Raw genomic sequence first — 14,822 nt, 5'->3', positions numbered from 1 at the left:
AGGAAGTATGGAATAGTTAATTCTTTTTTATGACGACCAAACAACAACAGACCTGATATCCTGTCCGCCGTTTTATTACCGGCTCGACGAGCCTGATTGATTATCCGGGAGAAGGTCGGATGAATTTTCCACTCATACTCAACATCATAGTCTTTATTCTGTTACTGGCGCTGGTGCATTACAGCGGCAAAAACCGCTGGAGTCTGGCCCGGAGGGTGCTGTTCGCGCTGGCGCTCGGCGTGCTGTTTGGACTGGCCCTGCACCTGGTTTACGCCAGCGATAGCCTGGTGGTTAAGCAGTCGATTAGCTGGTTCAACATTGTCGGCAACGGTTACGTGCAGCTGCTGCAGATGATTGTTATGCCGCTGGTCTTTGTCTCTATTCTCAGTTCGGTGGCAAAATTGCACAATGCCGCTTCACTGGGCAAAATCAGCCTGCTGACGCTGGGCACCCTGCTGTTTACCACACTGATTGCGGCGCTGATCGGCGTGCTGGTGACCGGTCTGTTTGGCCTGAACGCCGGCGGACTGGTGCAGGGCGCGCAGGAGACAGCCCGCCTGTCGGCGATTGAAAACAACTATATCGGTAAAGTCGCCGACCTGAACGTACCGCAACTGGTGCTGTCGTTTATTCCGAAGAACCCGTTCGCCGAACTGACCGGCGCCAGCCCCACCGCCATTATTAGCGTGGTGATCTTCGCCGCGTTTCTCGGCGTCGCCGCGCTGCGCCTGTTAAAAGATGACGCCGCCAAAGGCGAACGCGTCATCGTAGCGATCGATACGCTGCAGTCGTGGGTGATGAAGCTGGTACGTCTGGTCATGAGTCTGACCCCTTACGGCGTACTGGCGCTGATGACTAAAATGGTCGGCAGTTCCAACCTGCAGGAGATCATTAAACTCGGCGGCTTTGTCGTCGCATCCTACCTCGGTCTGGTTCTGATGTTCATCGTACACGCCCTGCTGCTGACCTTCACCGGCATCAACCCGCTGAAGTTTTTCCGCAAAATCGCGCCGGTGCTCAGCTTCGCCTTTACCAGTCGCTCCAGCGCCGCCACCATCCCGCTCAGTATCGAAGCGCAAACGCGACGCATCGGCGTACCTGAATCGATCGCCAGTTTTGCCGCCTCTTTCGGCACCACCATCGGCCAGAACGGCTGCGCCGGGCTTTATCCGGCCATGCTGGCGGTGATGGTGGCGCCGACCGTCGGCATCAACCCGTTTGATCCGGTGTGGATCGCCACGCTTGTCGGTATCGTTACCGTCAGTTCCGCCGGGGTGGCCGGCGTCGGCGGCGGCGCGACCTTCGCCGCACTGATAGTACTGCCGGCCATGGGGCTGCCGGTCACGCTGGTGGCGCTGCTGATTTCGGTCGAACCGTTGATCGATATGGGCCGAACCGCGCTGAACGTCAGCGGCTCAATGACCGCCGGGACGGTTACCAGCCAGTTACTGAGACAGACGGACAAAACGATCTTTTCCCGACAAGACGTTGAACTGGCCCGGCATTAACACCGCGCCATCACGCGTCCTGAGGGCGAAAAAAAACCGGAGAGCCGCGAGGCGCATCCGGTTTTTTTATCGATCACAACAGGCTTAACTCGGGTTGGAATCGTACTCTTCGCAGCTCTGGAAGCCTTTATTCATCACGTGACCGGTATCATTGAAGCTGACAAAATAGGTCTGCAGCTTGCCGTCGCGCTGGCCAATAACATAGGTGCTACAGGTGCCGCGCGCATGAACCATGGTAATCTCCGTTGAAGGCGGCCCGGCAATCTGCCGCACCTGTTCCTTCGTCATCCCCGTCTTCACGTCTTTCACTACCGGTTCATTGACGAAACTTGCCGCCCGGTCATAGGCCGTACAACCAGACAGGATAACCAGAGCCGCTGCCGCACAAAGTATTAGTCTGTTATTCTTCATCATGTTACCTCGTTGATTAGGCGTCACCGTTAAGGCTAGAAGACAACGGGCGTTTTTTCAAATCGATCCCGGGCTAAATGCCTCATTGATAGTAAAAAAACACGCAATTCGACGCCGGTTTCGCTTATCCTTTTTCTTTCCGCCAGATCGTTTACAATCGGCCTAAGACTTTGGCGATATATTTCCGGGAGGACATGGAATATGGCACTGCAACAAGACATTATTCAGGCGCTGGGTGTTAAGCCCGTTATCGATCCTGAACAGGAGATCCGCGTCAGCATCGATTTTCTGAAGGATTACCTGAAGGCGCATCCGTTCGTTAAATCGCTGGTCGTCGGCCTTAGCGGCGGTCAGGATTCCACGTTGACCGGCAAACTGAGTCAGCTCGCCATTAGCGAAATGCGCAACGAAACCGGCGATGAGAGCTATCAGTTCATCGCCGTGCGGCTGCCTTATGGCGTGCAGGCGGACGAGTCCGACTGTCAGGATGCCATCGGCTTCATCCAGCCCGATAAACTGTTCACCGTCAATATTAAACCGGCGGTGGACGCCAGCGAAGCAACCCTGAAAAATATCGGCATCACGCTGTCCGATTTTGTCAAAGGCAATGAGAAGGCGCGCGAGCGCATGAAGGCGCAGTACAGCATCGCCGGCATGCACGCCGGGCTGGTGGTCGGCACCGACCACGGCGCCGAAGCGGTGACCGGTTTCTTCACCAAATACGGCGACGGCGGCACCGATATCAATCCGATTTTCCGGCTGAATAAACGCCAGGGGAAAGCGCTGCTGAAGGCGCTGAACTGCCCGTCGCACCTCTATACCAAGGCGCCGACCGCCGATCTGGAAGAAGATCGCCCGGCCCTGCCGGACGAAGTCGCGCTGGGCGTTAGCTACGAGTCAATCGATGACTACCTGGAAGGGAAAAGCATCGATCCGGCCGCCGCCGCGACCATCGAAAACTGGTACCGTAAAACCGAGCATAAACGTCGGCCGCCGGTGACCGTGTTTGATGATTTCTGGCGTTAATTCGCGCTAAAGCGCAGGCGGGCCGAGCGGCAGCGCAGCCCGTCTTGTATTTCTCCCCGCCGCCGACGCCCCGCGTCGCGCCGTCGGTCGTCTCTCCCGTTAAGCCAGCCTGCGCCGTCAATCATCCGCGCTTTTTTTATCCGTTTTGTCATCGCCCCGACAGGATAACCTGTTATAGTGAAAGCATATTTCATTAACCTGGTAAGCTGTTGTATGTTACGGCGTTTCTTCTCTTATTACGCACCTTATAAAGGGTTATTCTTGCTGGATTTCGGCTGTGCGATTCTGGCGGGCCTGCTGGAACTGGGTTTTCCCATGGCCATCAAGATGTTTATCGATAAGCTGCTGCCGGCTCAGGACTGGGCGTTAATCCTGCTGGCCTCGGTGCTGCTGCTGGTGGTGTATATACTGAACACCGGCCTGATGGCGATCGTCAACTATTGGGGCCACGCGCTCGGCGTCGGTATTGAAACCGATATGCGGCGCCAGGCGTTCAACCACCTGCAGAAATTGTCGTTCCGCTATTTCGACAATATGAAGACCGGCCATATTATTACCCACGTCACGAAAGACCTGGAAGAAGTGGGCGAAGTTGCCCACCACGGCCCGGAAGATCTATTTCTGGCCATCATGACCTTCATCGGCGCCTTTATTCTGATGCTGACCGTGCACGTTCATCTGGCGCTGCTGACCATCGTCATCGTGCCGTTTATGACCTTTTTAGTCAGCCGCTACGGCGCGCGCATGACCGAGACATGGCGCCGTCTGTTCGGCCAGATCGGTAACTTTAACGCGCGGATTGAGGAAAGCGTGGGCGGCATTCGGGTGGTCAAGGCGTTCGCCAACGAGACCCACGAGCAACGCCTTTTCGCGCGCGATAACGAAAGTTATCGCCGTACCAAACTGCAGGCCTACCGCATCATGACCACCAGCCTGACGCTGAGCTACCTCAGCACGCGGCTGGTTCAGCTGATTGTCATGGTGGCCGGCATCCGCTACGTGCTGATCGGCGAGCTCTCCTACGGCGGTTTTATCGGTTTTTTACTGCTGATCGAAGTTTTCTTCCGGCCGATAGCTAAAATCACCTCGGTGCTGGAAAGTTACCCGAAAGGCATTGCCGGTTTCAAACGCTTTACCCAGTTGATTGATACCGTACCGGATATCGCCGACCGTCCTGCCGCGCGCGTGGTGGACCAGCTGCGCGGCGATATCGTCTGGCGCGACGCCACCTTCGGCTATTCTGCGCAGCGCACGCTGCTAAACGGGATTAACCTGACGATCCGCGCCGGCGAGACCGTCGCGTTCGTCGGCCCGTCAGGCGCCGGCAAGACCACGCTCTGCTCGCTGCTGCCGCGCTTTTACGACCTCAATAGCGGCAGCATCACCATCGACGGCATTGATATTCGCGATATGACCCAGGCCTCATTGCGCAGCCAGATTGGCATCGTTCAGCAGGATGTATTCCTGTTTGGCGGCACGATCCGGGAGAACATCGCCTATGGCAAGCTGGGCGCCAGCGATGAGGAGATCATGGCGGCGGCCCGGCGCGCGCGGCTGGACGAGCTGATCGCCAGTCTGCCGGACGGGCTGGATACGCTGGTGGGCGAACGCGGCGTGAAGCTTTCCGGCGGCCAGAAACAGCGGCTGTCAATCGCGCGGATCTTTCTGAAAAATCCGCCGATCCTGATCCTCGACGAGGCGACCTCGGCGCTGGATACCGCGACGGAACAGGCCATTCAGCAGTCGCTCAACGAGCTCTCCGCCGGTCGCACCACGCTGATTATCGCCCACCGTCTGGCGACGATTCAGAACGCCAGCCGCATCGTGGTGGTCGATAACGGCACGATCATCGAACAGGGCAGCCATCGGGAGCTACTGGCGCACAGCGGCACCTATGCCAGCCTGCACTACGCCCAATTCGGCCATGCCTGAACCCGGCGCATAACCTCCGCCGCGACGACGTTCACTTCGCCGCGGCGCTCGCTGTTAAAATAGCATTTAATCTGCAACAATACCGCTATCATCCGCATTCAGAGTGCTGTCTTATGCGTAATTCGCCCCCAGGTAAACGACGCCGGCGGGAACTGACCACCGTTGGTTTGATGATCGAACTCTACCAGCAGGCCCACCCGACGCCGGCCGGCGACGACCAGCACTATGCCCTGTTGCTACAGTATGCGCAAAAACGGCTGGAGAAATGCTATTTCGGAGAACAGAAACCGGCCTGCAAAAACTGCCCGATCCACTGCTATCAACCGGCCCGGCGCGCGGCGATCAAAATCATTATGCGCTGGGCCGGACCGCGAATGTTGCTGCATCATCCGATTCTGGCGATCCGTCATCTGATCGACGATCGGCGTCCGGCGCCGCCGGCCGGCAGGCGGTCAGACAGGAAATAACCGCCCGGCTCAGCCAACGTCGCCGTCGGGCGTGAACTGTTCGCGCCGCATGCCTAACGAGATGCCCGCCGCGCTGATTCTCTCCCATTCCGCATCGGAGATAACGATGCCCTGCTGGCCGCGTTCACGACGCCTCTGGCGCTCCGGCTCGCCGGCGATCAGGATCGGCTGCTGCGGATCGGGCGCGGCGGAAGACTGAACGTAATCCAGCATCGCATCGTACTCTTTCTGCAGCCACGCCATTGATACCAGCGCCGACGGGTCGATGACCAGCGTCGTCATATTATTAACGATGGCGCCCTTACGTTCGTTACCCGGCTGGATGGTGCCGCCGCCGGACAGAATACCGGCCAGCAGTTCCGCCGCCAGAATCAGGCCGCCGCCTTTATGTTTGGCTATCGGCCGCAGCGCGCCCGGCTTATCGCCTTCCCACATCACGCTCGGATCGGCCGTCGGCTGGCCATCGCTATCCAGCAGCACGTCGTCATCGAAGGTTTTGCCCGCCAGCCAGGCCACACGCGCTTTGCCCAACGCCACCATGCTGGTGGCGAAATCGAGAATGAAAACCGGGTGTTTCTCACCGGCCGGAAAAGCGATACAGATCGGATTGGTGCCAAAGCGCGCCTCGCGGCCGCACCAGGGCGCCACCAGCGGCGGCAAATCGTTGACGTTGACGAAGTGAATCGACACCAGACCGGCCTGGGCGGCCATTTCGCCGTAGGTGCCGATGCGACCGAGATGGCAGGTTGTGGACAGCGTCATCAGGCAGACGCCGGTGCTTTTCACTCGTTCAATGGCGGCCTGCATCGCTTCTTTGCCGGTACGCTGGCCGAAGCCCCGGTCGCCGCTGAACTGCAGCACCGCGCCGCCGTCGCGCACCAGCCGGGCCGGAGTGTTCGGATGCATAATGCCCTGCTGAATAAATTCAACGTAGTCCGGCAACATGCCTACGCCATGGCTGTCGTGTCCCTTCAGATTGGCGGCGACCAGGTGGTCCGCCACGCACTCCGCCTCTTGTTCGCCGCACCCCGCCTGTTGCAATAAGGTGCGGGCAATACTGTTTAACCTGTGCTGTGAGATTCGCATCCTCTGTCCTTTTCAGATTTGGCTGAGTTGATTCGCTTATCTACCTGTACGCGATCAGGTAAGGCACGACGCTTAACGCCGCCGGTGCGAGCAGAAATCCGGTCGCGAACGCGGGGGATAAAGAAACTATCCTACTGCCGAATTCATCCAGGATAAAACCTCTTTTATCCTCTTAAACAGCAGAATTGTCCGGCCGGATGACCGGTTGCGGTAAACGGCGGCGGCAAAGATGCAGGGAACGGAAAAACGAGCGCCTGCATGAAGGATTCAGGCGTAAAAAGACCGCCCGAAAGCTAACACCGATCGGTTAAGCAACATGATCGGGTGAACGATCCGGTGGGTAGACGACAATAGCCTCATCAATTCTCTGATGGGGCTTTTTTATGCTTTCAACCTGGCTTGACGATACCCAGACCTGGGCTGAACCCGCTTCACTTTCCTGTTTTCAGCGTGCCATTCCCCTTGAGTGGATTTCTCAGATTCTTGATTCCACGAATAAAGCCAGTATCCGTAAACGTAAACTCCTCACAGAACTCGTGGTCTGGCTGATTGTGGGCATGGGCCTGTACCGCGACCGCTCCATCACGGACGTTGTGATAAAACTCGACCTCGTCCTGAGTTCGCAGGAAGGTGAGACTCTCGCTGCCAGTTCCATTGCCCAGGCACGTCAGCGGTTAAAAGTGCCGCCACTGCGGATAAGTTTCGTGATGGCGATGAGACTGATCCAGGATGAACTCATCTGGTGTTCACTGGGTAAACCAGGGACGATCCCGACGAAGCTGAAGAAAATGCGGGAGAATGTGAAGCAATTTATCCTGCCAGAAAAGAGAAAACGGCCCAAAAAGAGGACCGTTCGAATCTCAAAAACCCAGTATCCCGTTCACTCAAAACATCTTAAGTGAACGGTGTTAGCCCGAAAGCGGTCTTTTGAGAGAAGGCAACGCGCTGTCAGCGGCGCCGGACTAACCGGGAGCCGCGATCTCCTGACAGCGGCGCGAGGGGCGCGCTTACTCTTTGGGAGAAGCGTTCTCCACCCGGCTTTTCAATTTTTGCCCCGGACGGAACGTCACCACGCGACGTGCCGTAATAGGAATATCTTCGCCCGTCTTTGGATTACGTCCAGGACGCTGGTTTTTGTCTCGCAAATCAAAGTTGCCGAAACCGGACAGTTTGACTTGTTCCCCATTTTCCAGAGCACGACGAACCTCTTCAAAAAACAGCTCGACTATCTCTTTGGCATCCCGTTTGCTCAGCCCCAGCTTCTCAAACAGGTATTCAGACATTTCAGCTTTAGTAAGCGCCATAGGTTCAATCCCTCAAGGATGCATGGAATCGCTGTTTTAGTGCCGCTACGCATTGCGCAACCGTTGCGGCAATTGCCTCTTCTTCAAGTGTACGAGCGCTATCTTGCAGGATCAGACTGATAGCCAGGCTCTTATACCCATCGGCGACACCCTTGCCACGGTACACATCAAACAAGTTTACGCCAACTAACTGATTTGCGCCAACTTTCTTACATTCGGCTAAAACATCGCCAGCCGGCACGTTTTCAGCCACCACAACAGCGATGTCGCGACGGTTCGCCGGGAAACGTGAAATATCGCTCGCATCAGGCACCACGCGGTCTGCGACCCGGTTCCAAAGCAGTTCGAAGACCACCGTGCGTCCATTCAGATCCAGCTTACGCTCCAGTTCCGGATGTATAACACCAATGAAACCAATACGTTCCCCGTCAAGATAAATAGCAGCACTCTGGCCCGGATGCAATGCCGGATTGCTTTCGGCTTTAAATTCTATGGCGGAAAGTTTGCCGGTCAGCTCAAGCACCGCCTCCACGTCGCCTTTCAGGTCGTAAAAATCGACCGCCTGGCGCGCCAGATCCCAATGCTCTTCGAAACGGCTGCCGGCGATAACGCCCGCCAGCATGACATCCTGTCGAATGCCGATATTGGCGGCGCTGTCCGGCACAAAACGCAGACCGCTTTCGAACAGACGCAGACGGCTTTGCTGACGATTCTGATTATATACCACCGCGCTCAGCAGCCCGCTCCACAGCGACAAACGCATCGCCGACATTTCGACGGAGATCGGGCTCGGCAGCACCAGCGCTTCCTCGCCCGGATGCAGCAAGGCCTGCACCTTCGGATCGACAAAACTATAGGTAATCGCTTCCTGATAGCCGCGATCGACCAGCAGCGTCTTCACCCGTTTCAGCGACAGATTCGCTTCGCGGTGACGGGTCATGGTCAACGGCGCCTGAGCGGCGATATTGGGGATATTGTTATAACCGTAGATGCGCGCGACTTCTTCGATCAGATCCTCTTCGATCTCCATATCGAAACGCCAGCTCGGCGCCGTCGCCTGCCAGCCATGAGCCGTTTTTTCCACCTGACAGCCCAGACGCTGCAGGATATCGCTCACCTGTTCATCGTCGATCGCATGGCCGAGCAGCCGGTCGAGTTTGGCGCGCCGCAGGGTGATAGTAGCGCGCGCCGGCAGATCCGACGCGCTGGTGACGTCCATCACCGGGCCGGCGCTGCCGCCGCAGATGTCTATCAGCAGGCGCGTCGCCCGCTCCATTGCCTTTTGCTGCAGGGCCGGATCCACGCCGCGCTCGTAGCGATGAGAGGCATCGGTGTGCAAACCGTGACGGCGGGCACGGCCGGTGATCGCCAGCGGATTAAACCACGCGCACTCCAGCAACACATCCTGAGTTTCCGCATTTACGCCGGAGTGCTCGCCGCCAAAAATGCCGCCCAGCGCCAGCGCTTTTTCCCGATCGGCGATCACCAGCGTATCGGCCTGCAGACGCGCTTCGCTGCCGTCAAGCAGCGTCAGCGTTTCGTTCTCTTCCGCCATACGCACCACAATGCCGCCGGCCAGACGATTCAGATCGAACGCGTGCATCGGCTGACCGAGCTCGAGCAGTACATAGTTGGTAACATCGACCACCGGCTCGATCGAACGGATACCGCAGCGGCGCAGTTTTTCGCTCATCCACAGCGGCGTGACCGCAGCGACGTTCACACCTTTGATCACCCGGCCGAGATAGCGCGGACACGCCTGCGGCGCGCGCACTTCTATCGGGAAGCGATCGTCGATGGTCGCGGCGACCGGTTCGATAACCGGCTCATTGATCGGCAGTTGATTGAGCACCGCCACATCGCGCGCCACGCCCATGATGCCGAGGCAATCGGCGCGATTCGGCGTCACGCTGATATCGATGGTGTTATCATCCAGCTGCAGCCAGTTGCGAAAATTCTCGCCCACCGGCGCATCGGCCGGCAGTTCGATGATACCGTTATGATCGTCGGAGATGCCCAGTTCGGAGAACGAGCACAGCATGCCTTCGGACGGCTCGCCGCGCAGTTTTGCCGCCTTGATGCGGAAATCGCCCGGCAATACCGCGCCAATGGTGGCCACCGCGACTTTCAGCCCCTGGCGACAGTTCGGCGCGCCGCAGACGATATCCAGCAGGCGATCGCCGCCGACATTGACCCTGGTGACCCGCAGTTTATCGGCATTGGGATGCTGCGCGCATTCGACCACTTCGCCGATCACCACGCCGTGAAACGCGCCGGCCACTGCTTCCACGCCGTCCACTTCCAGACCGGCCATGGTGATCTGTTCCGCCAGCGCGTCGCTGTCGATCGCCGGGTTTACCCATTCGCGCAACCAAAGTTCACTGAATTTCATGATGATATCCCTGCCTTACTTAAACTGTTTGAGGAAACGCAAATCATTTTCGAAGAATGCGCGCAGATCGGTCACGCCATAGCGCAACATCGTCAGACGCTCCATCCCCATGCCGAAGGCAAAGCCGGAATACTCGTCCGGATCCACGCCGACATTGCGCAGAACGTTCGGGTGAACCATGCCGCAACCCAGCACTTCCAGCCATTTGCCGTTTTTCCCCATCACGTCCACTTCGGCGGACGGTTCGGTGAACGGGAAATAGGACGGACGAAAACGGACCTGTAAATCTTCCTCAAAAAAGTTACGCAGGAAATCGTGCAGCGTGCCTTTCAGGTTGGTGAAACTGATGTCTTTATCGACGATCAACCCTTCCATCTGGTGGAACATCGGCGTATGGGTCTGATCGTAATCGTTACGATAAACGCGACCCGGCGCGATGATGCGGATCGGCGGACGCTGTTGCTCCATGGTGCGAATCTGCACGCCGGATGTTTGCGTACGCAGCAGACGCGTGGCGTCAAACCAGAAGGTGTCATGGTCGGCGCGGGCGGGATGATGGCCGGGAATATTCAGCGCGTCGAAATTATGGTAGTCATCTTCAATTTCCGGGCCGGTCGCTACGGAGAAGCCCAACTCGCCAAAGAAGGTTTCGATGCGGTCAATCGTTCTGGTCACCGGATGCAGTCCGCCGTTTTCCATGCGGCGCCCGGGCAGGGAAACGTCGATGGTTTCCTCCGCCAGACGCGCATTCAGCTCGGCTGATTCCAGCGCCTGTTTGCGGGCGTTGAGCGCCTCCTGCACTTCCTGTTTCGCCTGGTTGATTACCGCGCCCGCCGCCGGGCGCTCTTCAGCCGGCAGATTGCGCAGAGAAGTCATCTGCAGGGTTAACTGACCTTTTTTGCCTAAATATTCGACGCGCACAACGTCCAGCGCGGCAACATCCTGGGCCTCTTCTATTGCTGTTCTGGCGTTGGCAACCAGTTCTGCGAGATGTGGCATTGTATTCCTCTTCTTCTGCCTGTATGGGCCAAATATCGTGATTAGAAAACGTCATATCAGAGAAAGGGCATCAGACATGACCGTTTCCCTATACGCAGAAACAACACACTGCGCATCAGCAAGACAATAAAAAAGCCTCCGCGATGGGAGGCTTAAGCGCTACTTTTCGTTTCTTTTCTTACGCGCAAAGCCCCCCGCAATCAGGCGCTAAAGTAAAAAAAGAAACGGAAAATAGCAGTATGCATACTTGCGTTACCTTGTCGTTGTCTGTCCGGCTTATTGAAAAGCCGCGGGCGGTAAAAGTCAATATGATTATCGGCGAAGCAAATAGTAAAAGAGGGGGACCAGCCCCCTCTTCCGCTTCACTTATGCCAGTGCAGCTTTCGCTTTTTCAACCAGTGCGCTGAAGGCCACTTTGTCGAATACAGCGATATCAGCCAGGATCTTACGGTCAATTTCAACAGAAGCCTTTTTCAGACCGTTGATGAATTTGCTGTAAGACAGGCCGTTCTGGCGGGCAGCAGCGTTGATACGTGCAATCCACAGCTGACGGAACTGACGCTTACGCTGACGACGGTCACGGTAAGCGTACTGACCTGCTTTGATTACTGCCTGGAAGGCAACACGATAAACGCGCGAACGGGCACCGTAGTAACCTTTCGCTTGTTTCAATATTTTTTTGTGACGTGCACGTGCTACCACACCACGTTTTACGCGAGCCATATGCTCTCTCCTGAAGTCTTATTCTTAATTAAAAAAGGTTACTTATGCGTACGGCAGGCAAGCGATCACCAGACCCAGATCCCCTTTGGAGACTTGAGCCTTCGGACGCAGATGACGTTTACGCTTAGTTGACTTTTTGGTCAGAATATGACGCAGGTTAGCGTGCTTACGCTTAAAACCGCCACCGGCGGTTTTTTTGAAGCGTTTAGCGGCGCCGCGTACTGTTTTAATCTTTGGCATTTTAATTTCCACTTCGCATTGTTAATTACAACGAATCAGATAAGGCGAAATCATCCGCTACCGCGCGAGCCGCAGCGGAATCATTACTTGAATGCCTTACTGTTTCTTCTTAGGTGCGAGCACCATGATCATCTGACGGCCTTCAATCCTTGTTGGGAAGGATTCAACCACCGCCAGTTCACTCAAATCGTCACGAACGCGGTTAAGCATTTCGATGCCGATTTGCTGGTGCGCCATTTCACGGCCGCGAAAACGCAGCGTGATTTTGGCTTTATCGCCGTCTTCCAGAAAGCGAATCAGGTTGCGTAGTTTGACCTGATAGTCGCCATCATCGGTGCCAGGACGGAATTTAATTTCCTTGACCTGAATAACTTTTTGTTTCTTCTTCTGCTCTTTGGTGGCCTTACTCTTCTCATAGAGGAATTTGCCGTAATCCATAATACGGCAAACCGGCGGTTCGGCATTCGGGCTGATTTCTACTAAATCGACCCCAGCTTCCTCAGCTTTTTCAAGAGCTTCATTCAGACTGACTATACCAATCTGCTCGCCATCGACGCCTGTGAGGCGAACTTCCTGGGCGCGAATCTCTCTGTTAATGCGATTAGGACGCGCCGGTTGAACTCGTTTTCCGCCTTTAATACTTTATTCCTCCAGTTGATGAAGACTACGGCTGCGAATCTCATTGAGCAGCGTGTCTATTACTTCGTTCACATCCAGACTTCCTAAATCTTTGCCGCGGCGGGTACGTACAGCCACTTTTCCGGCCTCGACCTCTTTATCGCCACAAACCAGCATGTAAGGAACCCGGCGTAACGTGTGTTCGCGGATTTTAAAGCCTATCTTCTCATTTCTCAAGTCTGCTTTAGCCCGAATACCGGCATCCTGCAGCTTTTTGGTCAATTCGGCGACATAATCAGCCTGACCGTCGGTGATATTCATCACCACGACCTGAACAGGTGCGATCCAGGTTGGGAAGAAGCCCGCGTACTCTTCGGTCAGGATACCGATGAAACGTTCCATGGAGCCCAGAATGGCCCGATGGATCATCACCGGCACCAGCCGGTCGTTGTTTTCACCGACATAGGACGCACTTAAGCGGCCCGGTAATGAGAAGTCGAGCTGTACGGTACCACACTGCCAGGCGCGATCCAAACAATCGTGCAGAGTAAATTCGATTTTCGGTCCGTAAAACGCCCCTTCTCCCGGCTGATATTCAAAAGGAATATCGTTTTCCTTCAGCGCCGCCGCCAGATCCTCTTCCGCACGCGTCCACATTTCGTCGCTGCCGATGCGTTTCTCCGGCCGGGTGGAAAGTTTCACCGCAATCTTATCGAAGCCGAAGGTGCTGTACATGTCATACACCATACGAATACAGCTGTTCACTTCGGCGCGCACCTGGTCTTCGGTACAGAAGATATGCGCGTCGTCCTGGGTGAAACCGCGCACGCGCATCAGCCCGTGCAGTGAACCGGACGGTTCATTGCGGTGACAGCTGCCGAACTCGGCCATGCGCAGCGGCAGATCGCGATAGGATTTCAACCCCTGGTTGAAAATCTGTACGTGACCGGGACAGTTCATCGGCTTGATGCAATATTCGCGATTTTCCGACGAGGTGGTGAACATCGCCTCTTTATAGTTATCCCAGTGGCCGGTTTTCTCCCACAGGACGCGGTCCATCATGAACGGCCCTTTGACCTCCTGGTACTGGTATTCCTTCAGCTTCATGCGCACAAAGGCTTCCAGTTCGCGGAACACCGTCCAGCCGTCGTTATGCCAGAACACCATGCCCGGCGCTTCTTCCTGCATATGATACAGATCGAGCTGCTTGCCGATTTTGCGGTGATCGCGTTTGGCCGCTTCTTCAAGACGCTGCAGATAGGCGTTCAGCTGCTTCTTCTCGGCCCAGGCGGTGCCGTAAATACGCTGCAGCATTTTGTTCTTGCTGTCGCCGCGCCAGTATGCGCCGGAGGTCTTCTGCAACTTGAAATGCTGGCAGAAGCGCATGTTGGGCACGTGCGGCCCGCGGCACATATCGATGTATTCCTGGTGGTGATACAGGCCCGGATGATCATCATGGCTGATGTTTTCATCCAGAATCGCTATCTTGTAATTTTCGCCGCGCGCGGCGAACACATCGCGCGCTTGCTGCCAACTGACGGTCTTTTTGATGACGTCGTAGTTCGTCGCGGCCAGCGCGTGCATGCGTTTTTCCAACAGGTCGAGATCTTCCTGGGTCAGCGTCCGGTCCAGATCGACGTCATAATAAAAACCGTTGTCAATCACCGGGCCAATCGCCATCTTCGTATCCGGCCACAGTTGCTTAATGGCATGACCCAGCAGGTGAGCACAGGAGTGACGAAGAATCTCCAGACCGGCTTCATCTTTGGCGGTGATAATCGCCAGCTGCGCATCCTTTTCGATCAGATCGGTGGCGTCCACCAGCTCGCCGTTAACACGACCGGCAATACAGGCCTTAGCCAGACCTGGTCCGATATCCAGGGCAACATCAAGAGGAGAAACGGCGCGATCGTAATGACGCTGACTTCCATCAGGAAGGGTAATAACAGGCATTCCAGATCCTTATCTGCAGTGGTGACCCACACGAAAGATCACATGCAAAAAAATGAGTTTATGTATTTAAATCAAAACATTGCGCCATCAATTTAACCCACAATCGCCAAATTGGCGCGCAATCCGGCGCCGCGTGAAGGCCGCGACGCGCTCACCCTTAGCG

General features: G+C 56.1%; 15 protein-coding genes and 1 other annotated feature. Of the genes, 5 read left to right on the top strand and 10 right to left on the bottom strand.

The annotated features are described in order from the left end of the window. Positions 1–119 precede the first annotated feature (119 nt). Positions 120–1,508, top strand: coding sequence for an L-cystine transporter (locus FJU30_RS05475; protein WP_150433982.1), 1,389 nt, complete (start codon positions 120–122; stop codon positions 1,506–1,508). Positions 1,509–1,592: 84 nt separating this feature from the next. Here FJU30_RS05475 and osmE read toward each other — a convergent pair whose 3' ends face one another. Beyond that, positions 1,593–1,919 (bottom strand): osmotically-inducible lipoprotein OsmE, encoded by a 327-nt coding sequence (gene osmE / locus FJU30_RS05470; protein ID WP_150434298.1) that lies wholly within the window; start codon positions 1,917–1,919, stop codon positions 1,593–1,595. Between the two features lie 201 nt (positions 1,920–2,120). Between osmE and nadE the strand changes: the two genes are divergently transcribed. The 3 genes from nadE to FJU30_RS05455 all read left to right on the top strand — a co-directional run bounded on the left by nadE (position 2,121) and on the right by FJU30_RS05455 (position 5,344). Further along, entirely contained in the window at positions 2,121–2,945 is an 825-nt protein-coding gene (gene nadE, locus FJU30_RS05465; protein ID WP_150433981.1) for an ammonia-dependent NAD(+) synthetase, read from the top strand. 213 nt (positions 2,946–3,158) lie between these two features. Continuing rightward, the gene (locus FJU30_RS05460; RefSeq protein WP_150433980.1) at positions 3,159–4,877 is read left to right on the top strand and encodes an ABC transporter ATP-binding protein; all 1,719 of its coding nucleotides are present in this window, start codon (positions 3,159–3,161) and stop codon (positions 4,875–4,877) included. A gap of 113 nt (positions 4,878–4,990) precedes the next feature. Continuing rightward, positions 4,991–5,344 carry a nitrous oxide-stimulated promoter family protein gene (locus FJU30_RS05455; protein WP_150433979.1) on the top strand — a complete coding sequence of 118 codons (354 nt, stop codon included), beginning with the start codon at positions 4,991–4,993 and terminating at the stop codon, positions 5,342–5,344. Positions 5,345–5,353: 9 nt separating this feature from the next. Here the strand turns inward: FJU30_RS05455 and FJU30_RS05450 are convergent, their stop codons facing one another. Continuing rightward, positions 5,354–6,430, bottom strand: coding sequence for a malate/lactate/ureidoglycolate dehydrogenase (locus tag FJU30_RS05450; RefSeq protein ID WP_150433978.1), 1,077 nt, complete (start codon positions 6,428–6,430; stop codon positions 5,354–5,356). Between the two features lie 383 nt (positions 6,431–6,813). Between FJU30_RS05450 and FJU30_RS05445 the strand changes: the two genes are divergently transcribed. After that, the gene (locus FJU30_RS05445) at positions 6,814–7,332 is read left to right on the top strand and encodes a transposase domain-containing protein (RefSeq protein ID WP_150433977.1); all 519 of its coding nucleotides are present in this window, start codon (positions 6,814–6,816) and stop codon (positions 7,330–7,332) included. Positions 7,333–7,437: 105 nt separating this feature from the next. Here FJU30_RS05445 and ihfA read toward each other — a convergent pair whose 3' ends face one another. The 8 genes from ihfA to thrS all read right to left on the bottom strand — a co-directional run bounded on the left by ihfA (position 7,438) and on the right by thrS (position 14,659). Further along, positions 7,438–7,734, bottom strand: coding sequence for an integration host factor subunit alpha (ihfA, locus tag FJU30_RS05440; protein ID WP_011411244.1), 297 nt, complete (start codon positions 7,732–7,734; stop codon positions 7,438–7,440). Positions 7,735–7,738: 4 nt separating this feature from the next. Continuing rightward, positions 7,739–10,126, bottom strand: a complete 2,388-nt coding sequence (gene pheT, locus FJU30_RS05435) for a phenylalanine--tRNA ligase subunit beta (RefSeq protein ID WP_150433976.1) — start codon at positions 10,124–10,126, stop codon at positions 7,739–7,741. A gap of 15 nt (positions 10,127–10,141) precedes the next feature. Beyond that, on the bottom strand, positions 10,142–11,125 hold the full coding sequence (gene pheS / locus FJU30_RS05430; RefSeq protein ID WP_150433975.1) for a phenylalanine--tRNA ligase subunit alpha: 984 nt from the start codon (positions 11,123–11,125) through the stop codon (positions 10,142–10,144). A 125-nt stretch (positions 11,126–11,250) separates the two neighbouring features. Next, positions 11,251–11,376, bottom strand: a sequence feature (Phe leader region). After that, the gene (gene pheM, locus FJU30_RS05425; RefSeq protein WP_121514181.1) at positions 11,326–11,370 is read right to left on the bottom strand and encodes a pheST operon leader peptide PheM; all 45 of its coding nucleotides are present in this window, start codon (positions 11,368–11,370) and stop codon (positions 11,326–11,328) included. (Overlaps the previous feature by 45 nt.) 115 nt (positions 11,377–11,491) lie before the next feature. Continuing rightward, positions 11,492–11,848, bottom strand: coding sequence for a 50S ribosomal protein L20 (gene rplT, locus FJU30_RS05420; RefSeq protein ID WP_009112987.1), 357 nt, complete (start codon positions 11,846–11,848; stop codon positions 11,492–11,494). 42 nt (positions 11,849–11,890) lie between these two features. Further along, positions 11,891–12,088, bottom strand: coding sequence for a 50S ribosomal protein L35 (gene rpmI / locus FJU30_RS05415; protein ID WP_150433974.1), 198 nt, complete (start codon positions 12,086–12,088; stop codon positions 11,891–11,893). A 96-nt stretch (positions 12,089–12,184) separates the two neighbouring features. Beyond that, positions 12,185–12,727 carry a translation initiation factor IF-3 gene (infC, locus tag FJU30_RS05410; RefSeq protein ID WP_150433973.1) on the bottom strand — a complete coding sequence of 181 codons (543 nt, stop codon included), beginning with the start codon at positions 12,725–12,727 and terminating at the stop codon, positions 12,185–12,187. Between the two features lie 3 nt (positions 12,728–12,730). Then, a complete protein-coding gene (gene thrS, locus FJU30_RS05405; RefSeq protein ID WP_150433972.1) occupies positions 12,731–14,659 on the bottom strand; it encodes a threonine--tRNA ligase in 1,929 nt (642 codons plus the stop codon). Positions 14,660–14,822: the final 163 nt, after the last annotated feature.

This window comes from Affinibrenneria salicis, from assembly GCF_008710095.1.
Note: the sequence above shows the minus strand (reverse complement) of the source record. Positions and strands in the feature narration are given on the sequence as shown.

Coding starts and splice junctions, on each gene's coding strand:
- thrS (WP_150433972.1), bottom strand. CDS start 14,659: ATGCCTGTTATTACCCTTCCTGATGGAAGTCAGCGTCATTACGATCGC.
- rpmI (WP_150433974.1), bottom strand. CDS start 12,088: ATGCCAAAGATTAAAACAGTACGCGGCGCCGCTAAACGCTTCAAAAAA.
- ihfA (WP_011411244.1), bottom strand. CDS start 7,734: ATGGCGCTTACTAAAGCTGAAATGTCTGAATACCTGTTTGAGAAGCTG.
- FJU30_RS05460 (WP_150433980.1), top strand. CDS start 3,159: ATGTTACGGCGTTTCTTCTCTTATTACGCACCTTATAAAGGGTTATTC.
- FJU30_RS05445 (WP_150433977.1), top strand. CDS start 6,814: ATGCTTTCAACCTGGCTTGACGATACCCAGACCTGGGCTGAACCCGCT.
- osmE (WP_150434298.1), bottom strand. CDS start 1,919: ATGAAGAATAACAGACTAATACTTTGTGCGGCAGCGGCTCTGGTTATC.
- FJU30_RS05450 (WP_150433978.1), bottom strand. CDS start 6,430: ATGCGAATCTCACAGCACAGGTTAAACAGTATTGCCCGCACCTTATTG.
- FJU30_RS05455 (WP_150433979.1), top strand. CDS start 4,991: ATGCGTAATTCGCCCCCAGGTAAACGACGCCGGCGGGAACTGACCACC.
- rplT (WP_009112987.1), bottom strand. CDS start 11,848: ATGGCTCGCGTAAAACGTGGTGTGGTAGCACGTGCACGTCACAAAAAA.
- pheT (WP_150433976.1), bottom strand. CDS start 10,126: ATGAAATTCAGTGAACTTTGGTTGCGCGAATGGGTAAACCCGGCGATC.
- nadE (WP_150433981.1), top strand. CDS start 2,121: ATGGCACTGCAACAAGACATTATTCAGGCGCTGGGTGTTAAGCCCGTT.
- FJU30_RS05475 (WP_150433982.1), top strand. CDS start 120: ATGAATTTTCCACTCATACTCAACATCATAGTCTTTATTCTGTTACTG.
- pheS (WP_150433975.1), bottom strand. CDS start 11,125: ATGCCACATCTCGCAGAACTGGTTGCCAACGCCAGAACAGCAATAGAA.